This is a genomic window from Streptomyces sp. XH2 (assembly GCF_049725035.1).
Lineage (GTDB): Bacteria > Actinomycetota > Actinomycetes > Streptomycetales > Streptomycetaceae > Streptomyces > Streptomyces roseoverticillatus.
This window is the reverse complement of sequence record NZ_JBMMMZ010000027.1, coordinates 1-18551: the sequence shown is the minus strand read 5'-3', so window position 1 is coordinate 18551 and position 18551 is coordinate 1. Positions and strand designations below refer to the sequence as shown.

At 74.3% G+C, this 18551-nt stretch carries 6 protein-coding genes; 1 reads left to right on the top strand and 5 read right to left on the bottom strand.

Translation table 11 applies throughout. From position 1 onward, the window contains the following. Nucleotide 1: 1 nt before the first annotated feature. On the bottom strand, nucleotides 2-739 hold the full coding sequence (locus ACOTKD_RS36885; protein ID WP_424893375.1) for an HNH endonuclease family protein: 738 nt from the start codon (nucleotides 737-739) through the stop codon (nucleotides 2-4). A 243-nt stretch (nucleotides 740-982) separates the two neighbouring features. Here ACOTKD_RS36885 and ACOTKD_RS36880 point away from each other — a divergent pair, with 243 nt between their 5' ends. Then, on the top strand, nucleotides 983-9400 hold the full coding sequence (locus tag ACOTKD_RS36880) for a type I polyketide synthase (protein ID WP_424893374.1): 8418 nt from the start codon (nucleotides 983-985) through the stop codon (nucleotides 9398-9400). Here the strand turns inward: ACOTKD_RS36880 and ACOTKD_RS36875 are convergent. From ACOTKD_RS36875 to ACOTKD_RS36860, 4 genes are all read right to left on the bottom strand, one after another. Beyond that, a complete protein-coding gene (locus ACOTKD_RS36875; protein WP_424893373.1) occupies nucleotides 9349-13665 on the bottom strand; it encodes a hypothetical protein in 4317 nt (1438 codons plus the stop codon). The genes ACOTKD_RS36880 and ACOTKD_RS36875 overlap by 52 nt on opposite strands. A 3-nt stretch (nucleotides 13666-13668) precedes the next feature. After that, nucleotides 13669-17385 carry a hypothetical protein gene (locus tag ACOTKD_RS36870; protein ID WP_424893372.1) on the bottom strand — a complete coding sequence of 1239 codons (3717 nt, stop codon included), beginning with the start codon at nucleotides 17383-17385 and terminating at the stop codon, nucleotides 13669-13671. Nucleotides 17386-17633: 248 nt separating this feature from the next. Continuing rightward, complete coding sequence (locus ACOTKD_RS36865) at nucleotides 17634-18176, bottom strand: DUF4232 domain-containing protein (protein WP_424893371.1); 543 nt, start codon at nucleotides 18174-18176, stop codon at nucleotides 17634-17636. A gap of 148 nt (nucleotides 18177-18324) precedes the next feature. Then, the coding region (locus tag ACOTKD_RS36860) for a transglycosylase SLT domain-containing protein (RefSeq protein ID WP_424892743.1) at nucleotides 18325-18551 on the bottom strand (227 nt) is incomplete at its 5' end.

Genomic DNA, 18551 nt, shown 5'->3' with positions numbered 1-18551 from the left:
GTCAGGAGGTGCAGGTGTCCAGCATGGTGGTGAGCATCTTCTTCTCGTCGTCGGTGACGGTCAGACCGTAGGTGGACTTCACTGAGGTCCAGGCCCGGCCGTACACGCACCAGGCGGCCTTCGACGGAGGCTGCCACTGGTCCGGGCTCTGGTCGCCCTTGCTGCGGTTCGACGCGGCCGAGACGGTCAGCACCTGGGGGTGCGTGAGGTCGTTGGCGAAGGCCTTGCGCCGGTCGGTGGTCCACTGGTCGGCGCCGGAGCGCCAGGCGTTGGCCAGCGGCACGATGTGATCGATGTCGACCTGGGAGGCGGCGGTGAAGGTCTTGTCGTCGTAGAAGCTCTGCCAGGTGCCGGACACCGCCCGGCACTGGTCGTCGCGCTTCACGTCCCGGCCGTCGCGCTCCAGGGCCGTCTCGCGGGTGTCGCACTTGTTGCCCTGCTGGGCCCAGTGCGGGAACTTGTCGCGGCTGTAGCCGGTCATCGGGCGGGGCTTGGCCACCGTCAGGCCGGAGAGCTCCTTGCGTGCCTCGCCCGCCGACGGGAGGCCCGGCAGGACGTCACGGCCGCCGCCCTTCCCGTTTCCCTGCGAAGGGGCCGCCTGGGAAGGGGATGCGCTCCGGCCCGGCGACTTCGAGCCGTCGGCGTTGCTCCCCTTGCCGTCCCCGCCGCAGCCCGCCAGCGCCAGTCCGGCCGCGCACACCAGCGCCACGCCCGCACCGACCCGCAACTGATGCCCCATCACTACCGCACTCCCCCGCCCATCGCCTGAACGCCCGTTGCCAGGCTTCCCGCCAGGCATTGCCGCAAACGGAACGAAAATGTCATCGATCGCTATATTCAGCAAATCCGGCACTCAGGGTGACGGTGCGTGTACCGGTCCAAGGAGGTCCGTCTTCCAGGGCGGCACGGCCCGGGGCCGCTGGGTACGGTGTCCGGGCGCGAGCGATGGCAGTCGACCCGGTGGCCGAAGAGGTGGGTGGGGATGGCGGACGTGCGCGGCGAGTTGATCCGTGCGGTGCCCGGTTTACTCAGGGAGCACGGGGCACGGGCCGGGGGAAGGACCGCCTTCCAGGATGCCCGGCGTGGGGTGACGTACCGGGAGCTGGAGGTGCGGACGGCGCGGCTGGCCGGTCATCTCGTACGGCTGGGGGTGCGGCGCGGGGAGCGGGTGGCGCTCCTGCTGGGCAACCGGGTGGAGACGGCGGAGGGCCTTCTCGCGGTGCTGCGGGCGGGGGCGGTGGGAGTCCTGCTCGATCCCGGGGCTGCGGAGGAGGAGTTGGCCCATTTCCTCGGAGACAGCGGCGCGGTCGCGGTCGTCGCGGAGGACACGCTGCTGCCCCGGGTCGCCCGGGCGGCAGCCGGGCCGCCGCTGACCGTGGTCGTGGGAACGGGTGCCGCCCCGGCCGCACCGCCCGCGGGCGCGCACCTCTTCGAGCAACTCGCCCGGACGGATCCCGGACGGCCCCCGCGGGACGACCTGGGCCTGGACGAGCCTGCCTGGATCCTCTACACGTCGGGCACCACGGGGCGGAGCAAGGGCGTGGTCTGCAGTCAGCACGCCGGACTGTGGTCGGTGGCGGCGGCCTACGCGCCGCTGTGGGGGCTGGGGCCGCAGGACCGGCTGCTGTGGCCGCTGCCGGTCTCCCACGCCTACGCACTCTCCCTGTGCCTGCTGGGAGTCGTCGCGGTGGGGGCGAGCGCCCACCTCCTGGACCGGGGCGCGAGCGTCGCGGACGCTCTCGCCGACGGTGCGTTCACCGTCCTGGCCGGTGTTCCCGCCACCTACCACCTGCTGATGGAGGCCGTGCGCGAGGGCCGGCGGCCGCGGCCCGGCCTGCGCCTGTGCGCCACCGCGGGCGCGCCCTGTCCCCCGGCGCTGCGCGCGGACGTTGAGGAAGTGCTGGGCGCTCCATTGCTCGACGGCTACGGCAGCACCGAGACCTGCGGGAAGATCGCGGTCGCCCGGCTCGACGGCTCCCGCGACTCCCGGGACGACGGCTCCGCCGGCCCGCCCCTGCCCGGCGTCGAGGTGCGCCTGGCCGATCCCGTGAGCGGTGGTGACGTGGCCGCCACGGAGGAGGGGGAGATCTGGGTCCGGGGCCCGAACCTCATGCTCGGGTACCACCGCCGCCCGGACGACACCGCCCGGGCGTTCAGGGACGGCTGGTTCCGCACGGGAGACCTCGGCCGCCGCACCCGCCACGGCGGTCTGCGGGTCACGGGCCGCGTCAAGGAGCTGATCATCCGTGGCGGCGAGAACATCAACCCGGTCGAGGTCGAGCAGGTGCTGCTCGCCTGCCCCGGAGTCGTGGACGCGGCCGTCATCGGCAGCCCGCACGACGTGCTGGGCGAGGTGCCGGTCGCGTTCGTGGTCCCCGGCGCGCAAGGCGTCGACGCGGACCGGATCCGCGCCGCGTGCCGGGAGCGGCTGTCGGACTTCAAGGTGCCCGACGAGGTGTTCGAAACGAGCGCCGTGCCCCGTACCGCCACCGGCAAGACCGACCGCCCGGCACTGGCACGCCGGCTGACCGAGCGGATGTCGGCGGCCCGCAAGGACGCCGCGGCCGCGCTGGGCCGGCGCCTGCAGGGCCTGGCGCCGTCCGCGCGGTACGACGCCGTCCTGCGCCTCGTTCTCGCGGCGACGGAGGACGCGGGCGGCGCGCCCGTGCAGGACCTGACCCCGGACCGGCCGTTCACCGCCTTGGGGTTCACGTCGCTCCAGGGCGTGCTGCTGCGCGACCGGCTCGGCGCGGCGACCGGGCTGGAGCTGCCGGTCACCCTGGTCTTCGACCACCCGACGCCTGCCGCCGCGGCGGGATTCCTGCAGTCTGCGCTGCTGCCCGGCAGCAGTCCCTTACCTGCATCACTTGCGTCACTTGCGTCACTTGAATCACCCGCACCCTCCGCAACGCCTTCGGCCCGTACCACCGGCAGTGGAGCGCGCACGCCCGCGCAGGAGCCCGTGGCCATCGTCGCCATGGCGTGCCGGTACCCGGGCCCGGGGAAGGACGTCACCTCCCCCGAGGAGCTGTGGCAACTCGTCGCGGACGGGGCCGACGCGACCTCGGACTTCCCCGGGGACCGCGGCTGGGACCTCGAAGCCCTCCATTCCCCCGACCCGGACCGGCTCGGCACCTCCGTCACCCGCCGCGGCGGCTTCCTGCGCCGGGCCGCCGACTTCGACGCCGCGTTCTTCGGCATGTCCCCGCGCGAGGCGCTGGCCACGGACCCGCAGCAGCGGCTGCTGCTGGAGACCACGTGGGAGCTCTGGGAACGGGCGGGCATCGATCCCGCGACCCTGCGCGGCAGCGACACCGGCGTCTTCGTCGGCGTGATGCACGACGATTACGCGGCCCGCTTCCTGCACCACGGCCCGCACGCCCTGGAAGCGCACCTCGCGCTCGGCTCGGCCGGCAGCGTGGCGTCCGGCCGCGTCGCGTACACGCTGGGCCTGCACGGGCCGGCCGTCACGCTGGACACCGCCTGCTCGTCGTCGCTGGTGGCGATGGACCAGGCCGCACGGGCGCTGCGCTCCGGCGCGTGCTCACTGGCCGTCGCCGGGGGCGTCACCGTGATGGCCACGCCGGTGCCGTTCGTCGCGTTCAGCAGGCTGCGCGGCCTGGCGCCGGACGGCCGGTGCAAACCGTTCGCCGCCTCGGCGGACGGCACCGCCTGGGCCGAGGGCGCGGGAGTGGTGCTGCTGGAGCGGCTGTCCGACGCGCGGCGCAACGGCCACCCGGTCCTGGCCCTGCTCCGCGGCTCGGCCGTCGGCTCCGACGGCGCCTCCAACGGGCTGACCGCGCCCAGCGGCCCGGCCCAGCAGCAGGTGATCCGCCGGGCGCTGGCCGACGCCGGGCTGTCCCCGTCCGACATCGACGCCGTCGAGACGCACGGCACCGGCACGGCCCTCGGCGACCCGGTGGAGGCCCGCGCGCTGCAGGCCGTGTACGGGCGGGCGCGGCCCGGTGACCGGCCGTTGTGGCTCGGCGCGCTCAAGTCCAACCTCGGGCACAGCCAGGCCGCCGCCGGGGTCGGCGGCGTCATCAAGACCGTCCAGGCGATGCGCCACGGGCGGCTGCCGCGCATCCTGCACTGCGATGAGCCGTCGCCGCACGTGGACTGGTCGCGGGGCGGGGTACGGCTGCCGGTGCAGGAGGAGGAGTGGCGGCCTGTCCCCGGCATGCCCCGCCGGGCCGGGGTGTCGGCGTTCGGCATCGGCGGGACCAACGCCCACGTCATCCTGGAGGAGGTCCCTCAGGAAGTCGCTCAGGGGGGCACCGAGGAAAGCGCCGGAGCGGAGCTTCGGAAGCAGGGGCTTCAGAAGCCGGAGCTGTCGAAGCACGAGCCGTGGCAGGCGGTGCCGCCGCTCGTGCTGTCGGGCGCCGACCCGCAAGCCCTGCGCGCGCAGGCTCGCCGGACGGCGTCCCTGCTGCGGCGCCGGCCCCGGCTGCGCCCGCTGGACATCGCGTTCTCCCTGGCCACGACCCGGACCGCACTCACGCACCGTGCGGCCGTCCCGGCGGGTGACCGCGGGGCACTGCTGAGCGCGCTGGACGCGCTCGGCGAGGCCGGCGCCGTGGAAGAGCCGGCTTCCCCGGGGCGGCTCGCGCTGCTGTTCACCGGCCAGGGGGCGCAGCGGCCCGGCATGGGGCGGGAGCTGCACGGTGCCTTCCCTGCCTTCGCCACCGCCTTCGACGCGCTCTGCGAACGGTTCGATGCCGAAGAAGCGCAGGAAAGCGAGGAGGCGGAGGACGGCGATCGCGCAGAGGCCGAGGCCAAGTCCAAGGGCTTCGGGCGGCCCCTGCGCGCCGTGCTGTGGGCGGAGGAGGGCTGCGGCGATGCCGCGCTGCTGGAGCGTCCCGACTTCGCGCAGGCGGGTCTGTTCGTCTTCGAAGTGGCGCTGTTCCGGCTGCTGGAGTCGTGGGGCGTACGGCCGGACGTCGTGGCCGGGCACTCCGTGGGCGAGGTGGGGGCAGCGCACGTGGCGGGCGTCCTGTCGGAGGAGGCTGCGGTGACGCTGGTCGCGGCGCGGGGCCGGCTGATGCGCAGGCTGCCGGGGAACGGGGCCATGGTGGCGGTCGACGCCTCCGAGCAGGAAGCCCTGGAGGCACTGGAGACTTCAGGGTCGCTGGAGGTTTCAGCAGGGCCGGGCGGCCGGGTCGCGGTGGCCGCCGTGAACGGTCCGCGGTCGGTGGTCCTCTCCGGGGAGGAGACGGCCGTGCTCGCCGTCGCGGCTCGCTTCGCCGCGCGCGGGCGCCGTACGGTGCGGCTGCGGACCGCTCACGCCTTCCATTCCCCGCTGGTGGAGCCGATGCTGGCCGAGTTCGGGCGCGTGGCGGCCCGGGTGGCGTACCGGCCGCCGCGGCTCCCCGTGATGTCGGCGCTGACCGGACGGCCGGCCACCGGGGACGACCTGCGCTCGGCCGCGTACTGGGTGCGCCACGCCCGTGAAGCGGTACGGTTCGGGGACGTCGTACGGCGGCTCGTGGACGAGGAGCGGGTGACCGCGTTCGCGGAGCTCGGGCCCGACGCGCAGCTCACCGCGGCGGCCTCGGCCGCCTTCGCCGGCGGGGGACGGCTGTTCACGGCCGCCGTGCGATCCGGCGCGCGGGAGCCGGACGCGGTCCTGGCGGCGCTCGGGCGGCTGCACGTGCACGGTCTGCCGGTGGACTGGCAGCGGGTGTACGCGGGCAGCGGCGCCCGGCGGGTGGACCTGCCGACCTACCCCTTCCAGCGGCGGCGCTACTGGCTGTCCGGCCCCACCGCCCCTTCCCCCGCTTCCCCCGCTGCGGAAGGCACCCAGGGCCACCCCCTGCTGACGCATACGACGGCCCTGCCCGGCACGGAACGCCTGCTGTGCACCGGCCTGTTGTCCACCGCGGCCCAGCCGTGGCTGCGTGACCACGTCATCGCCGGGCAACCGCTCGTACCGGCCGCCGTGTTCGCCGAGATGGCGCTCCACGCGGGGGACGCGTGCGGGACGGAGGTGCTGGAGGACTTCGTCCAGCTGGCACCGTTGCCCCTGCCCGGCAGCGGTGCCCGCGTCCAGGTGCAGGTGACCTTGGGGGAGCCGGACGCCTCCGGCCACCGCACCGCCGACGTCCATTCCCGTCCGGAGGAGACGGGAGCTCTGGGCACCTGGACGCACCACGCGACCGGGCGGCTCGGCCGCCCTGCCGGCGAACGTCTCGACGGGGATCCGGGGAAGGCCGCCGGCGCCTGGCCGCCCCCGGGTGCCGTGCCCGTGGAACTCACCGGTGCCTACGAGCGCCTGGCCGCTGCCGGCTACGCCTACGGGCCCGCTTTCCGGGGGGTCACAGCCCTCTGGAAGGGGCCGGACGGCGAGGTGTTCGCCGAGGTACGGCTGCCGGAGGATGCCGGGGACGGCGCCGGGCGGTACGGCATCCATCCGGTCCTGCTGGACTGCGCCCTGCATGCCGCGCTCCTCGCTGAACCGGGCGGCGGCGGGCCCGCCCGGCTGCCGTTCGCCTGGCGGGGCGTGCGCGTGTACGCCGTCGGCGCGACGGCGTTGCGCGTACGGATCCGCGCCTCCGGGGCGGACACCGTCACGGTGGATCTCGCCGACCCCGCGGGGAGGCCGGTGGCCCGGGTGGACTCCCTGACCACGCGGCCGGTGCGGGGGCCGTCCGAAGCCGAAGCCACGGCCGCCGGCCGGACCGGCGAGTTGTACGCCCCGCGGTGGGTCGCCCTGCCCACCGGCAGCGGGCAAGCCCCTGGAATGGTGCAGGCATCGGAAACGACGGCACCGGAAGCGACGGCACCGGCCTTCTCCGTAGCCGCGCCCGACGATCTCGGCCTGCGCTCCGTACTCCCCGGCCCGCCCCCGTACCCACCGGAGACCGTCCCGGCCACGGTCGTCGTCTCCCTCTCCGCCCCGTCCCCCGGCGCCGGTCCGGTCGCGGACACCCACGCCTTGACCGCGCGGGCCCTCGCTCTTCTGCAGGAACGGCTGTCCGCCCCGGCGGCGCCCGGCGCGCGTCTCGTCGTGGTGACGCGGGACGCCACCGCGCGCGTGCCGGATCTGCCCGCTGCCGCCGTATGGGGCCTGGTGCGTTCGGCACAGGCGGAGTACCCCGGGCGGATCGTGCTCGTGGACACCGACGGACGACCCGGGTCCCTTCGGCTGCTGCCCGCGGCCCTCGCCACCGGCGAGCCGCAGCTCGCCCTCGCCGCAGGCGCGGTGAGGGCCCCTCGCCTGACGGCACACGGCGCCGGCACCCGGACGGCCTTGGCCGACGGCACCGTGCTGATCACCGGCGGCACCGGGGCCCTCGGCGGGTTGCTCGCGCGGCACCTGGTCGCCCGGCACGGCGTCCGGCACCTGGTCCTCCTCAGCCGTCATGGCCTGCGGGCCCCGGGCGCGCAGCGGCTGCAGGCCGTGCTCGGCGAGGCGGGCGCCCGCGCGGACGTCCTCGCCTGCGACGCAGCCGACCGTGACCGGCTCACCACCGTGGTCCGGGCGTACGCACCCACGCTGACCGCCGTCGTGCACGCCGCCGGGGTCCTGGACGACGGTGTGCTGGAGGGGCTGACACCCGGGCGGCTGGCGGCGGTGCTGCGGCCGAAGGCGGACGCGGCCTGGCATCTGCACGAGCTGACGCGGCAGTTGCCGCTGGCGCACTTCGTCCTGTTCTCCTCGGCGGCCGGGCTGCTGGGCAACCCGGGCCAGGCCGGCTACGCCGCGGCGAACTCCTTCCTGGACGGCCTCGCGCAGCACCGCGCCGCTCGCGGCCTCCCCGCGCTCTGCCTCGTCTGGGGGCCGTGGGCGGAGGGGGAGGGCATGGCAGCACGCACCAACCACCCCAGCGGCGAGCAGCACGGCAACGGCGTGCTGAGCGCGGTGTCGCCCGCGCAGGGGCTGGCGATGTTCGACGCCGCGCTGGGCAGCGGCGAGCCGGTGCTCGCCCCGCTCCTGCTGAACCGTTCCCGGCCGCCCTCCCCCGCCGGGCCGCCCGTTCCACCGCCGCTGCGAGGGCTGGTGCGCGCGGCCCGCCCCGTCGCCGCACAGTCCGAAGGCGAGAGGCCGGGCGACGGGCCTGCGGACGCGGCCGGTGCGTGGCGCGACAAGCTCGCGGCGCTGCCCGTGCCCGACCGGGCTCCCACCCTCCTGGAGCTGGTCCGCGCGGAGGTCGCCGCCGTACTCGGGCATCCGGAGGCGTCCGCTGTTGCTGACGGACGACCCTTCACGGAGCTGGGTTTCGACTCCCTGACGGGAGTGCTGCTGCGCAACCGGCTGGGCCTGCTGACCGGGCTGCCGCTGCCCGCGACCGTCACGTTCGACCATCCCAGCGCGGCGGAGCTGGCCGGCCGCCTGTACGAGGAGCTCGCCCCGGCCCTGCCGGAAGAGACCACTACCGCAGAGACCACTACCGAAGAGGCCGCCACCGAAGGGACAGCCACCAAAGGGACCGCCACCGAAAGCGCCGTCGCCACAGCGGCACCCGCCGCAGCTCCTGCCGCCCCGCGCGGGGCGGCGCGCCCGCGGCAGACCCTCGCCTCCCTCTACCGGCGGGTGTGCGAGGCGGGTGACGCCGTCGCGGCGATGCGCCTGCTGATGACCGCTTCCCTCGCCGTCCCCGTCTTCGACCGCGCCGCCGGTGCGCAGCACGCGCTCGCGCCGCTCGAACTGGCGGAAGGCGGCGGCAGTCCGCTGCTCGTGTGCCTGCCGGGCTTCTCGCCCGTCATCGGCGCGTCCTGGTACGGGGCGCTGGCCTCCTGCTTCGCCGGTGAGCGGGATGTCGTCGAACTCCGGCACCCCGGGGTCACCGCCGGGGAGGCCGTCCCGCGGGACTGGCAGACCCTCGTGGACCTGCACGCCACCACCGTACGCAGGCGTATCGGCGACCGTCCGTACGTCGTCCTCGGCTATTCGATGGGCGGCTGCCCCGCGCACTCGGTGGCCGCGCGGCTCGCCGCCACGGGCAGGCCGCCGGCCGGCCTCGTCATCGTCGACACCTACCAGGTGACCCCGGAGCGGGAGGCCGAGCCGTGGCTGTCCGGCATGCTCGCCCGCCTCGCTCTGGGCATGGGCGAGGCCTTCGACACCGCCGTGGACGACCTGTCCATGGCCGCCCTGGGCGCCTACACCCGGATGACCCGAGGCTGGCGCCCGGAGCCGGCGGACGTCCCCACGCTGCTGGTCCGCGCCGCGGAACGGCTCCCGGAGTTCCCCGCGGCCTCCTGGCCGTCACCTCACGTCACCGTGACGGTCCCCGGCGACCACTGGAGCATGAACGAGGAGCATGCGCCCACGACGGCGGAGGCGATCCGGAGCCGGCTGAACTCCCCCTGGACGGCCTCCCCTCCCCCGCACCCTTCCGGAACGGTTCACTCCTCCAGGACGATCCGGCCGAGCAGCGACACGGTCAGGCCGAAGTAGTCGGCGTGGACGAGCCGGCGCGCCACAGGGCGCGCGGCCCCGCCGGCCGTGACCGTGCCGGTGGCCGTGGCGCGGTCGGTGAGGTAGGTCTCGTGTTCCTCGATGAGGAGGCGGTAGTCGGTGAACAGGGCCGTGGCCGGCAGGGTGATGTCGCCGGTCCAGGCGAAGCCGGTGCCGCGGGCGGTGCAGGTCAGTTCCAGGGCCGGCGTGGCGGCGGCCCAGTCGAGGTCGCCGGCGCCGCGGCCGCGCTTCTGCACCGTGGCGGCGACGCGGCGGCTGGCCGCCATCGCGGCCTGGCCCGTGCCCGCGAGCGCGCCGAGGGCGTTGGGGGCGGCGGGCCCGGTCAGTTCGAGGTGGATCTGGTTGCCGGTGGCCGCCATGGCGGCGGTGACGGTGCGGTCCGGCAGCAGCTGGACGAACTCGGAGAGGGCGACCTTCGACATGTGCAGGGGGTCGAGGGAGCAGGGCTGGTAGCGGGCGAGGGCCAGGCGCACGTACGGGAAGTAGGCGGGGCTGTCGGCGAGGTCGCCGAGGTCGACGTCGATGTCGCAGGACCAGAGCCCGGTCCGCGGGTCGAAGGCGGGCGGGAAGAGCGCCAGCGGGACGGTCACGGGGGCGTCGCCGACTTGCTCGGCGAGTACGCCGGTGGCGGCGCGTTCGGCGTTGGGGAAGTTGCCCGGCCTCAGGCGGGGCAGGACGGAGTCGTCGGCCCAGACGGGGTCGGTGCCGCAGCGGGTGACCAGTTCGGCGGGCAGCCGGCTGCCGGGGTCGAGGACGACGGCGAGGAGTTCGTCGTCGCCGGAGGAGAACCAGGGGCGCCTGAGGTAGACGCGGACGCCGGCGTGCCGGCGGGTCCGGGTGACGCGGTGGAGGGTGTGGTCGACGGTGCGCTGCCGGCCGAAGGTGGGCACGACGTGGCTGATCACCGGTGGTTCGGGGCGGCGGGTGGAGGGCACGGCCCAGCCGTTGCCGGAGGGCCCCGCGCTGCCGGGCCCCCGGCTGGTGATGAGTTCGGTCCGGTCGGTGATCGCCGGGTGGAAGTACTCCCGGAAGCGGGTGGTCGCGGTCGGGGTGTAGGTGACGTTGCGGTGCCGGGTGTCGCGGAACTCGTGGCGGACGTCGCCGTGCCGGAAGTCGCCGAGCCTGATGTCGTTGTCGAACGGCTCCACGGTGATCTCGCCGACGTGGTCGTGCCCGCTGATCTGCCGGGGCTCCGGTTCGGTGACGTCGTCGTGCCACTCCGTCCACGTGGCGTCGAGGCCGACCCGCCCGGTGCTCTTGGCATGGGTGCGCAGGGCCCCGGTGAGCTGGGCGAAGGTCTGGCCCGCGCTGCGGGAGAACGTCAGGTCGCCCAGCACCGGGGGTTCCAGGGGCCGTTCCACGGCGTGCACGAGGGTGACGTCCACCCACGGGGTGATCATCCAGTTCTCGCCGGCGGCGGCCGCGGCCGTCAGCTCCTCCTTCTTCGGCTGCGGCAGCCGCACGGGGTCGTTCCACAGGGCCGATCCGGTCAGGATCCGCCACGCGCGGAAGAGGTCGAGGTCGGCGGCGTCGACCCGGCAGCTCATGCGGACGGTCGCGGTCTCGCCCTTGGGCAGGAAGACGGTCACGACGCCGCCGGCCCCGGCGGCCGGCGGGCCGTTGCCCTCCTCGATCCTCAGCCGCAGGGGCCGTGCCTGCGGCCAGGGCCCGGTGAACTCGTACGTCTCGTTGGGGCGCGCGCCCGGCAGCCCGCGCAGCGAGACGCCGCGCGCCAGGACGTCGGGCAGGTAGGGCAGGAGGAGCTGGTCGGCGCTGTGGATGACGTACTCGCCCTGTTTGAGGCCGCTGCCGCGGGCCACGGGCAGCTGGGTGAGGGCCGAGGTGTCGTGCGGGTTGTGCTTGACAACGTGGATGGCGTGGGCGGCCTTCAGGTCGCGGGTGACGCGCGGGTTCTCGGCGAGGCGGACGACCGTGTCGAGGTAGGTGCCGTCCTCGCGGGAGGCGGCGGCGAAGTACTCGCTGCGCACGTCGGCGGGTTTGCCGGGGCCGAAGACGCCGTCGTACTGCCCGTGCTGCTCGGCCATGAGCAGGGAGGTCTTGGGCGGGCTGATGTGCCGTTCGTCGAAGGAGCGGTAGCGCCGGTCGGGGCCCTCGAAGGGGTCGCCCGGGCCGTGGTCGGGCACTTCGCCGTTCCTCCGCGCCGCCCATGCGAAGGGCGACATGGGCGCGCCCTGCTCGTCGACGGTGCTGCGGATCACCAGCCGCGGCTCGGACTCGCCCTCCAGGAAAGGCCACTTCGGCACGATCGCGGGCGGCGGTACGGGCTCCCAGCGCGCGTAGGTGACGGGGTCGGTCGCGGTGCCCTCGACGGCCGGGGCCCCGGGGGCGAGGCTGTTGCCGGCGAGGTCGACCAGGCGGGCGCGCAGCCGGTACGTGCGGCGGTAGCGCAGGGCGGGCAGGGTCCCGGGGGTCGGCCGGAACGTGGCGTCCAGCGGGAATCTGTCCGACACCTCGGGGTCGGGCACCCGTGGCTCGTTGTCGGCGCCGATGGTCCGGCCGGGCGGCGGCGCGGCCAGGGCCCAGCCGTGCCAGCCGAACAGGGCCTGGTGGACGAAGAGCTGGTTGGCGCCGGTCTTGTCCCCGGTGACGGCGGTGGCCTTGACCTGTCCCTCGTCAGGGGCCGCCGTGAGGGGCACGGCGGGTTTGCCGGGCGGTCTGATGGCGTAGTCGCCGGTGCGGGCGCACAGCGGGTACCACGTGGTGACGCGGCCCGTGGCGGCGTCGACGACGCCGACGTCGACGCGGTAGCCGCGGACGAGGTGGGCCGCGTCGAGGACGGCCGCTTCGACCGGCCGGCCGTCGGGGCCGACTCCGGCCGTGTGATGGGCGTCGGCCGCCATCTGGTCGGCCAGGAAGGCGTCGCGGCCCTCGTAGAGGACGGTCAGGCCCGCGCCGTGGAGGGCGGGCAGCGCGGTGGGCTCGCCGGAGGCGGCGTGGCCCGGGTCGCTCACGCCGGTGAGCACCTGGTCGACGATGCGGGAGAACTCCACGTACTTCATCGCGGCGCCGTCCACGTCGAGGTCGAGGGTGTGGACCTCGTCGACGCCCAGCTTCAGCATCCGGTGGCCGTGGAGCCCGTCGTCGGCCGCGTACGCCTCGAAGCGCCGGCCCGCGGCGTAGCGCAGCGCGGTCCACGGGCGCAGCTTCTTGTCGGCGTTGAGCTGTTCCTGCGGTGCGGTGAAGGACACCCGGGCCTGCCATTGGTCGGCGAGCCCGGCCGGAGGCGTGACCAGGAGGTCGAGGGCGAGGCCGAAGCGGCGCAGGAGTTCCGGGTAGTCGGCGAGGAGGGCGCAGGCCGCGTGGAAGTCGAGGTCGGGCACCGTGGGCGGCGGAGGGGGCGGCGGAGGCGGAGGGGGCGGCGCGGCGGGGGCGTCCCCGGCCTGCCGGGCCGGTGGTACGGCGGGCTTCGCGGGTGTCGCGCGGTCGTAGAAGCGGTACATCTCGGCGAGGCCGAGCAGGGCCTGGTCGCCCTTGTACTCCGGCCGGGTGCGGTCCATGCACAGCGGCCTGTACGGGTCGGGGGCCGGGGCGGCGTGCGGGTCTCCGCCGCCGGACGTCCCTTGGATCAGCTGGTCGAGCCGCCCGTAGAGGGTGGCGACGTCGCTGGAGAAGGACCGGACGGTCCGGGTGAGGTTGCCGGTGAGGTCCTGTGTCCGCGGGTGGTCCCAGCTCCCCGGAACCTCGGCGGCCAAAGCCTCGGCGGCCGGGGCGCCGGCCGTCGAAGACCCGGTGGCCGAAGACCCGGTGGCCGTCGCGGCCGCGCCGAGCTGCTGTCCAGAGCCGGTGTCCGGGAAAGCCCGCCGGTGGGCCGTGGCGGTCGCCGCCGCCTCGTACAGCGCGGTGATCTGCTCGTGGACGGCCCTGCTGGGGAACGAGCGCAGCGTGGGCGGCCCGGCGGGCGCGGCGGCGAGGGCGCCGGGCGGCGGGCTCACCTTCGTGTCGGGGCCGAACAGCTTCGGCCACAGGGCGCTGTCGGCCGGCGGGTAGCGGTCGGTCTGCGGCTGGGTGGGCACGGTCACGGAGGTCCCGCCGGGGCCCTGGAACTCCACTTGGAGGGCGGCCGCGTAACCGCGCAGGGTCTTCGGCCAGTCGTCCTTGAAGCCGGGGAAGGACTTGAGGGTGTCGCCTCCGGTCAGGCGCGGGCTGACGAGGACGGTCAGCCGGAGCCTTCCGTCGGCTGCGGTCCCGTCGGGCAGTACTGTCCACCGGATCGTCTCGGGCATGGCTCAGCTCACTTCCGCGAAGGCGGTGCAGTACTCGGCGACGGGGTCGCGGCGGGCGCCGGTGACCGGGTCGGTGTAGGGCGCCATCATCTCGGCGAAGGTGACCGGGCGGCCGGCGCCGGCCGCCTCCACGCTGTCCGCGGTCAGCGGGGTGAGGGAGTTCCCGGAGCCCACGAACCGCTTCTCGCACTCGATCGTGACCGACTGCGACCAGAAGCCGATGTGGACGCTGACGGAGATCCGGGCGCGTCCGGAGACCGTGTTCGGCGGCTCGAAGGTGAGCTCCAGGCAGATCTCGATGGAGGCGGAGACGATGCCGAGGATGTCGACCTCGCCCCGGGCCCGGAAGTAGCCCGTCAGCCGGGATTCGCCCGTATCGAGCTCCAGGCGGTAGTAGATGCCCGCCATCACCGACAGGCTGCCGCTCGCGACGCCGAAGTTCATCGACAGCGCGGCGCCGAACTCCAGGGCGCCTTCCAGCACGGCCACCCGCTCCGGGGTCAGCACGATGCCGAAGAAGCCCCCGCCGCCGAGGAGCGAGACGGTGAGCCGGAACGGCGCCTGGCGGGTGCAGAAGAAGAAGCCGATCTCGACCGTGCGGCCGATGAACGGCAGATCGAGGTAGGCGCCCAGGCGGATGTTCTCCAGGCTGAAGACGCCGATGGCGAGGTTGGGCAGCGGCAGGGCGTAGCGGGCGGTGATGCCCGAGGGGGTGACCTGGATGCCCGGCGGGTCGCTGAAGCCGTCGACGGGGATGAGCCGGCGCAGGGTCTGCACGAAGGAGAGGGGGCCGATGAAGTCGATGCTGTCGAGGACGACGTCGATGTCGGGCTTCTTGCCTGCGCGCATGCCGAAGCGGACGTGTTTGAAGGTCAGTTTGAGGACCCGGAAGGGCGGCGGGATCAGCAGGAGGCTGAACTTCTCCAGGCTGCAGGTGATGTCCGCGCCCACGGTCAGGTCGGAGCGCAGCGATCCGCGGACGTCGACGACGATCGAGAAGCGGCCGCCGGGCTCGGGGACGAAGACGGGGTCGGTCGCCGGGAACTGCTGGATCCCGGGGTTCCACTCCAGCCGGGCGTTGACCGTCTCGGGCAGCTTGGCGCCTTGGGCCGCGCGTTGCACGGCGTCGCGGAGCGCGACCGCCTGTCCGGCGCCGGTGGTCCAGGTCGCGACCTGCTGCTGCACGCGGGCCAGCAGGGCGCGCACCCCGGGGTCGGCGTCGGCGGGCAGGGCGTTGAGGAGGTCGGTCAGGGCGGCGCTGAAGGCGTTGAAGGCGTTGTCGACGTCCTGCATCGAGGTGGTGGGCGGTGCGGTGCGCCCGGGGAGCCGCTGCTCGATGAAGTCGCCGACGGTCCTGACGAACGCCTCCGCGGTGTCGGCGACGCGGCGCGCGGCGGCCGGGTAGCGGTCGATCTCGTGGGTGATGAGCTCGCGGACGCGCTGGAGGTCGGAGAGGAAGCCGGTGACGGCGGTGATGGTCTCGGTGAAGAAGTTCGGCACCTTCAGGGGCTTGTCCAGCGTGTCCACGAGCTTGATCACCTGGGCGAGCGGGATCAGGCCGAGCAGCCTGGGGCCGAGCTTGTCGATCAGGTCCAGCGGACGGAAGTACTTGTCCGGCTGGAAGGTGCCGTTCGCGATGAGGTCCAGGGGATCCGTGTGGAGGGCGTCCGCGACGCCGGACACGGGGCCCGTCAGGCGTGACAGCCCCGCCACGGCGATGCTGGGCGCCGAGAGCCCGCCCGAGCGGTCGCTCTGCCGCTGGAAGTCCATCGTGAGCGGATTGCCGGTGGGCGTGAGCAGGCTGAGGAAGACCTGGCCCTTGTTGGGCAGGCGGACGGGGTCGGCGGTCTGCGAGAAGCCGGAGAGGGCGTAGCGCTTGGCGTAGGCCACGGGGACGGTGGCGTCCCCGCCGGCGAGCGCCTTGACCGCGGGCACGGTGGCGTGGGCCCAGCGGAGTTGCGGAAGGAACTGGGCGGCCTTCGAGCGGGCCGGATCGGCCGGGGCGGGGTCGGCGAGGGCGGGCGGGGCCGCCATGCCCCACACCATCTGCGCCACGTCGAGGCTCGTGTCGTCGGCCCGCTGCGTGGGCGCGAGCGCCACGGTCTGCCCGAGCAGGTCGGCGCCGCTGAGGGTGGGGACCTCGACGGCCGCGGCGGGGGTGGCGGCGGTGGGCGGGCTCCGGTCCAGGGCGTTGTACTCGTCCACGGCGCGGGCGAGTTCGCTGCCCGACGCCTTGGATTCGTCGAGGAACTGCAGCGGCGTACGGAATTCCACCATCCGCCCGCTGTGGTCCACCGCCGTGACGGCGAACCGGAACGGGGTCTCTGTCCGCGTCGCGGGGAAGAACTTCTTGCGGTCCGCGGGCGGGACGATGTCGGGCGTCACGACCGTGTCGACGCGCACGCTGCGGAACGGGAACAGCATGTTCGTCAGCGGGGCGGCCGGATCGGAGCTGCCCGGCAGGGGAACCGAGGGGTCGTACGTGCGGAGGGGCTCGCGGACCACGACGAATTCGCGCTGGTCGAGATAGGCGGCGCGGGGGTCGTCGAACTTGCGCTCGGTGACCGTGACGAGGACCGCCTTGTGCCCGAACGGGCACAGGTACCCCTCCCGCATCACCCTGACGTAGTGGTCCCGCCCCATCGACGTGCGGTTGCGCCACTCCGACAGCGAGATGCCCACGGGACGTTCGGGCCAGGTGCCGAGGCTGTCCAGCCAGCCGCCGACGGCCGAGAGCATCAGCACGGTCACGTCGACGGGCCTGGGCACGTAGGGCTGCCCGCCGGGCCCCCGGAGACCGGCGTTGGAGGTGAGGTCGACGATGTCGTGCCGGTCCTCCGGCCGCAGCGCCTGCCGGAAGGGCGGGGGTTCGACGGGGCCGGGCCCCCGGCCGCCCTCCCGGTCCCACAGGGCACGCACCTTGGTGCCCTCCAGCCTCGTGTGCCACAGCTCGACGCGCTCGCCCGGTCCGGGCTCGGGGATCGCTCCGCGGTGGATCCAGCGGCCCTTCTGGGAGGGCGAGAGGTAGAGCCGGTAGGGCAGTTCGATGCCCGTGGCGGGGTGGTCGGGGTCGGCGAGCGGATCCTGGGGGCCGGCGGCGACCGCCTCCTCGGAGTGGCCGGCCTCTTCGGAGGAGCCGACGTCGGCACCGGCACCGGCACCGGACGGCTCGATCACCGCTCCTGCCGCGGCGGCGGCTTCGCGTGTGGGCTGCAGGCCGTAGCGCGCCGTGAGTTCGGCGGTGGTGCGCAGCAGGCGTACGAGGGCGAGAGTTCTGGCCGTGGAGTCCCGGGCACCTGCGCCCTCGCCGGGACCGCCCTCCGCGGCGGCGGGCCGGATGGTCACGGTGAGGGGCGGCCGCTCGGGTTCCCGGGCCGCGTCGACGACGCGCAGGGGCAGTCTGCCCATGGCGCCGAGCAGCCCGTCCTCGGTGTAGTCGATCGCCTCCTGCGGCCCGACCTCGAAGACCAGCACGCTGCGGCCGCTGATCCGGGAGTCCACCGGCAGGTCCCGGGATTCGCCCGGCACTTGGTCGTTGAACGCGTGCTCCACCACGTGCTGCGGACCGAAGGTGACGACCAGCAGCCCGTCCCGCTGCGGATCCGCGCGGACCAGCCGCCGCCTGCCCGCCGAGTCGTCGAGCCGCAGCCCGGGGAAGCCGAAGGAGAGGTCCATCAGGTCGGTGCCGCGCAGAATGCGGATCGCTGCGGGTGTGCTCATCTCGCCCCCTGTTGCCGTACGCCGGACCGGGTGCTCGCAGGAGCGAGCATCGCGGATCCGGGACGCCGCCGATACCCGTGGGGTACCACCAGTCACTTACCCCGGACGGCCCACCGGGTGTTACGCCGAACGAGTGTCCTTTCGGCGGGCGCGGCGCGCCGCGCCCGCGGGCCGGCACGCCGGCGGTGACAGGGGGCGCCGGCACTTTACGTCGACGGTGACAGGGGGCGCTCGGCGTCCGTGCGTGGTCAGGAGACGTCGATGCTGCGCGCGAAGGCCGTGACGGACAGGTCGCCGTTCGTCACGGTCTTCTCGAACGGGATCGTCAGGAAGCCGCGGGAGGCGGGCGGTGTGATCCGCAGGTAGCCGGCCCGCACCATGAGCGGGGCATCGGCGTGCGCCCACGCCAGCGCGGCCTCAGCGGTACCGCCGGGGCGTATGAGGAGCGTGTTCTTGCCGGGGTCGGGGACGAAGTACGTGCTTCCCCAGGTGGTGTGCGTCGTGACCGCCTTGTGCCGGGCGTCCTCCAGTTGCAGGCCGGGGTAGCCGCGCAGGGCGCACGTGCGGGCGGACGTGTTCGTCAGCACCAGCACGGTCCCCTCGTGGGACATGCCGTTCTGGTGGCCGCCCTTGTCCGACAGCGAGGCCTGCAGGCCGGAGACGTCGCAGGTCGGCGTCCTCCCGGCGGCCGCCGGATCGGCCGCGGCGGTTCCCGCGGCGCCGAGGGCGGCCACCGCCGCTATCGCCGCGGCCGTGGCGGCTGCTGTCAGGGGCGAAGTGTTCCGTAACATCGCGTGCCTCCGGTGTTCATCGGTCGTCTCTCCACCGCTTGCCACATCCGGGGCCGTCCATTCCTCCCCGCACATGCGTGAGGGCGGTGGCGCCCCTTCCTCAGGGGTGCCACCGCCCTCACGGTGCCGTTCGGCTGCTTGTCGTGGATCAGTACGCGGAGTTCACGTTGTCCATCGAGCCGTACTTGTCGGCCGCGTAGTTACAGGCGGCGGTGATGTTGGCGACCGGGTCGTAGATGTCCCAGGACGTGCCCTCGACGTGGTACGCCTTGAACGTCGGGTCGATCATCTGCAGCAGACCCTTCGACGGGACGCCGTTGACGGCGTTGACGTCCCAGTCGTTGATGGCGCGGGGGTTGCCCGTCGACTCACGCA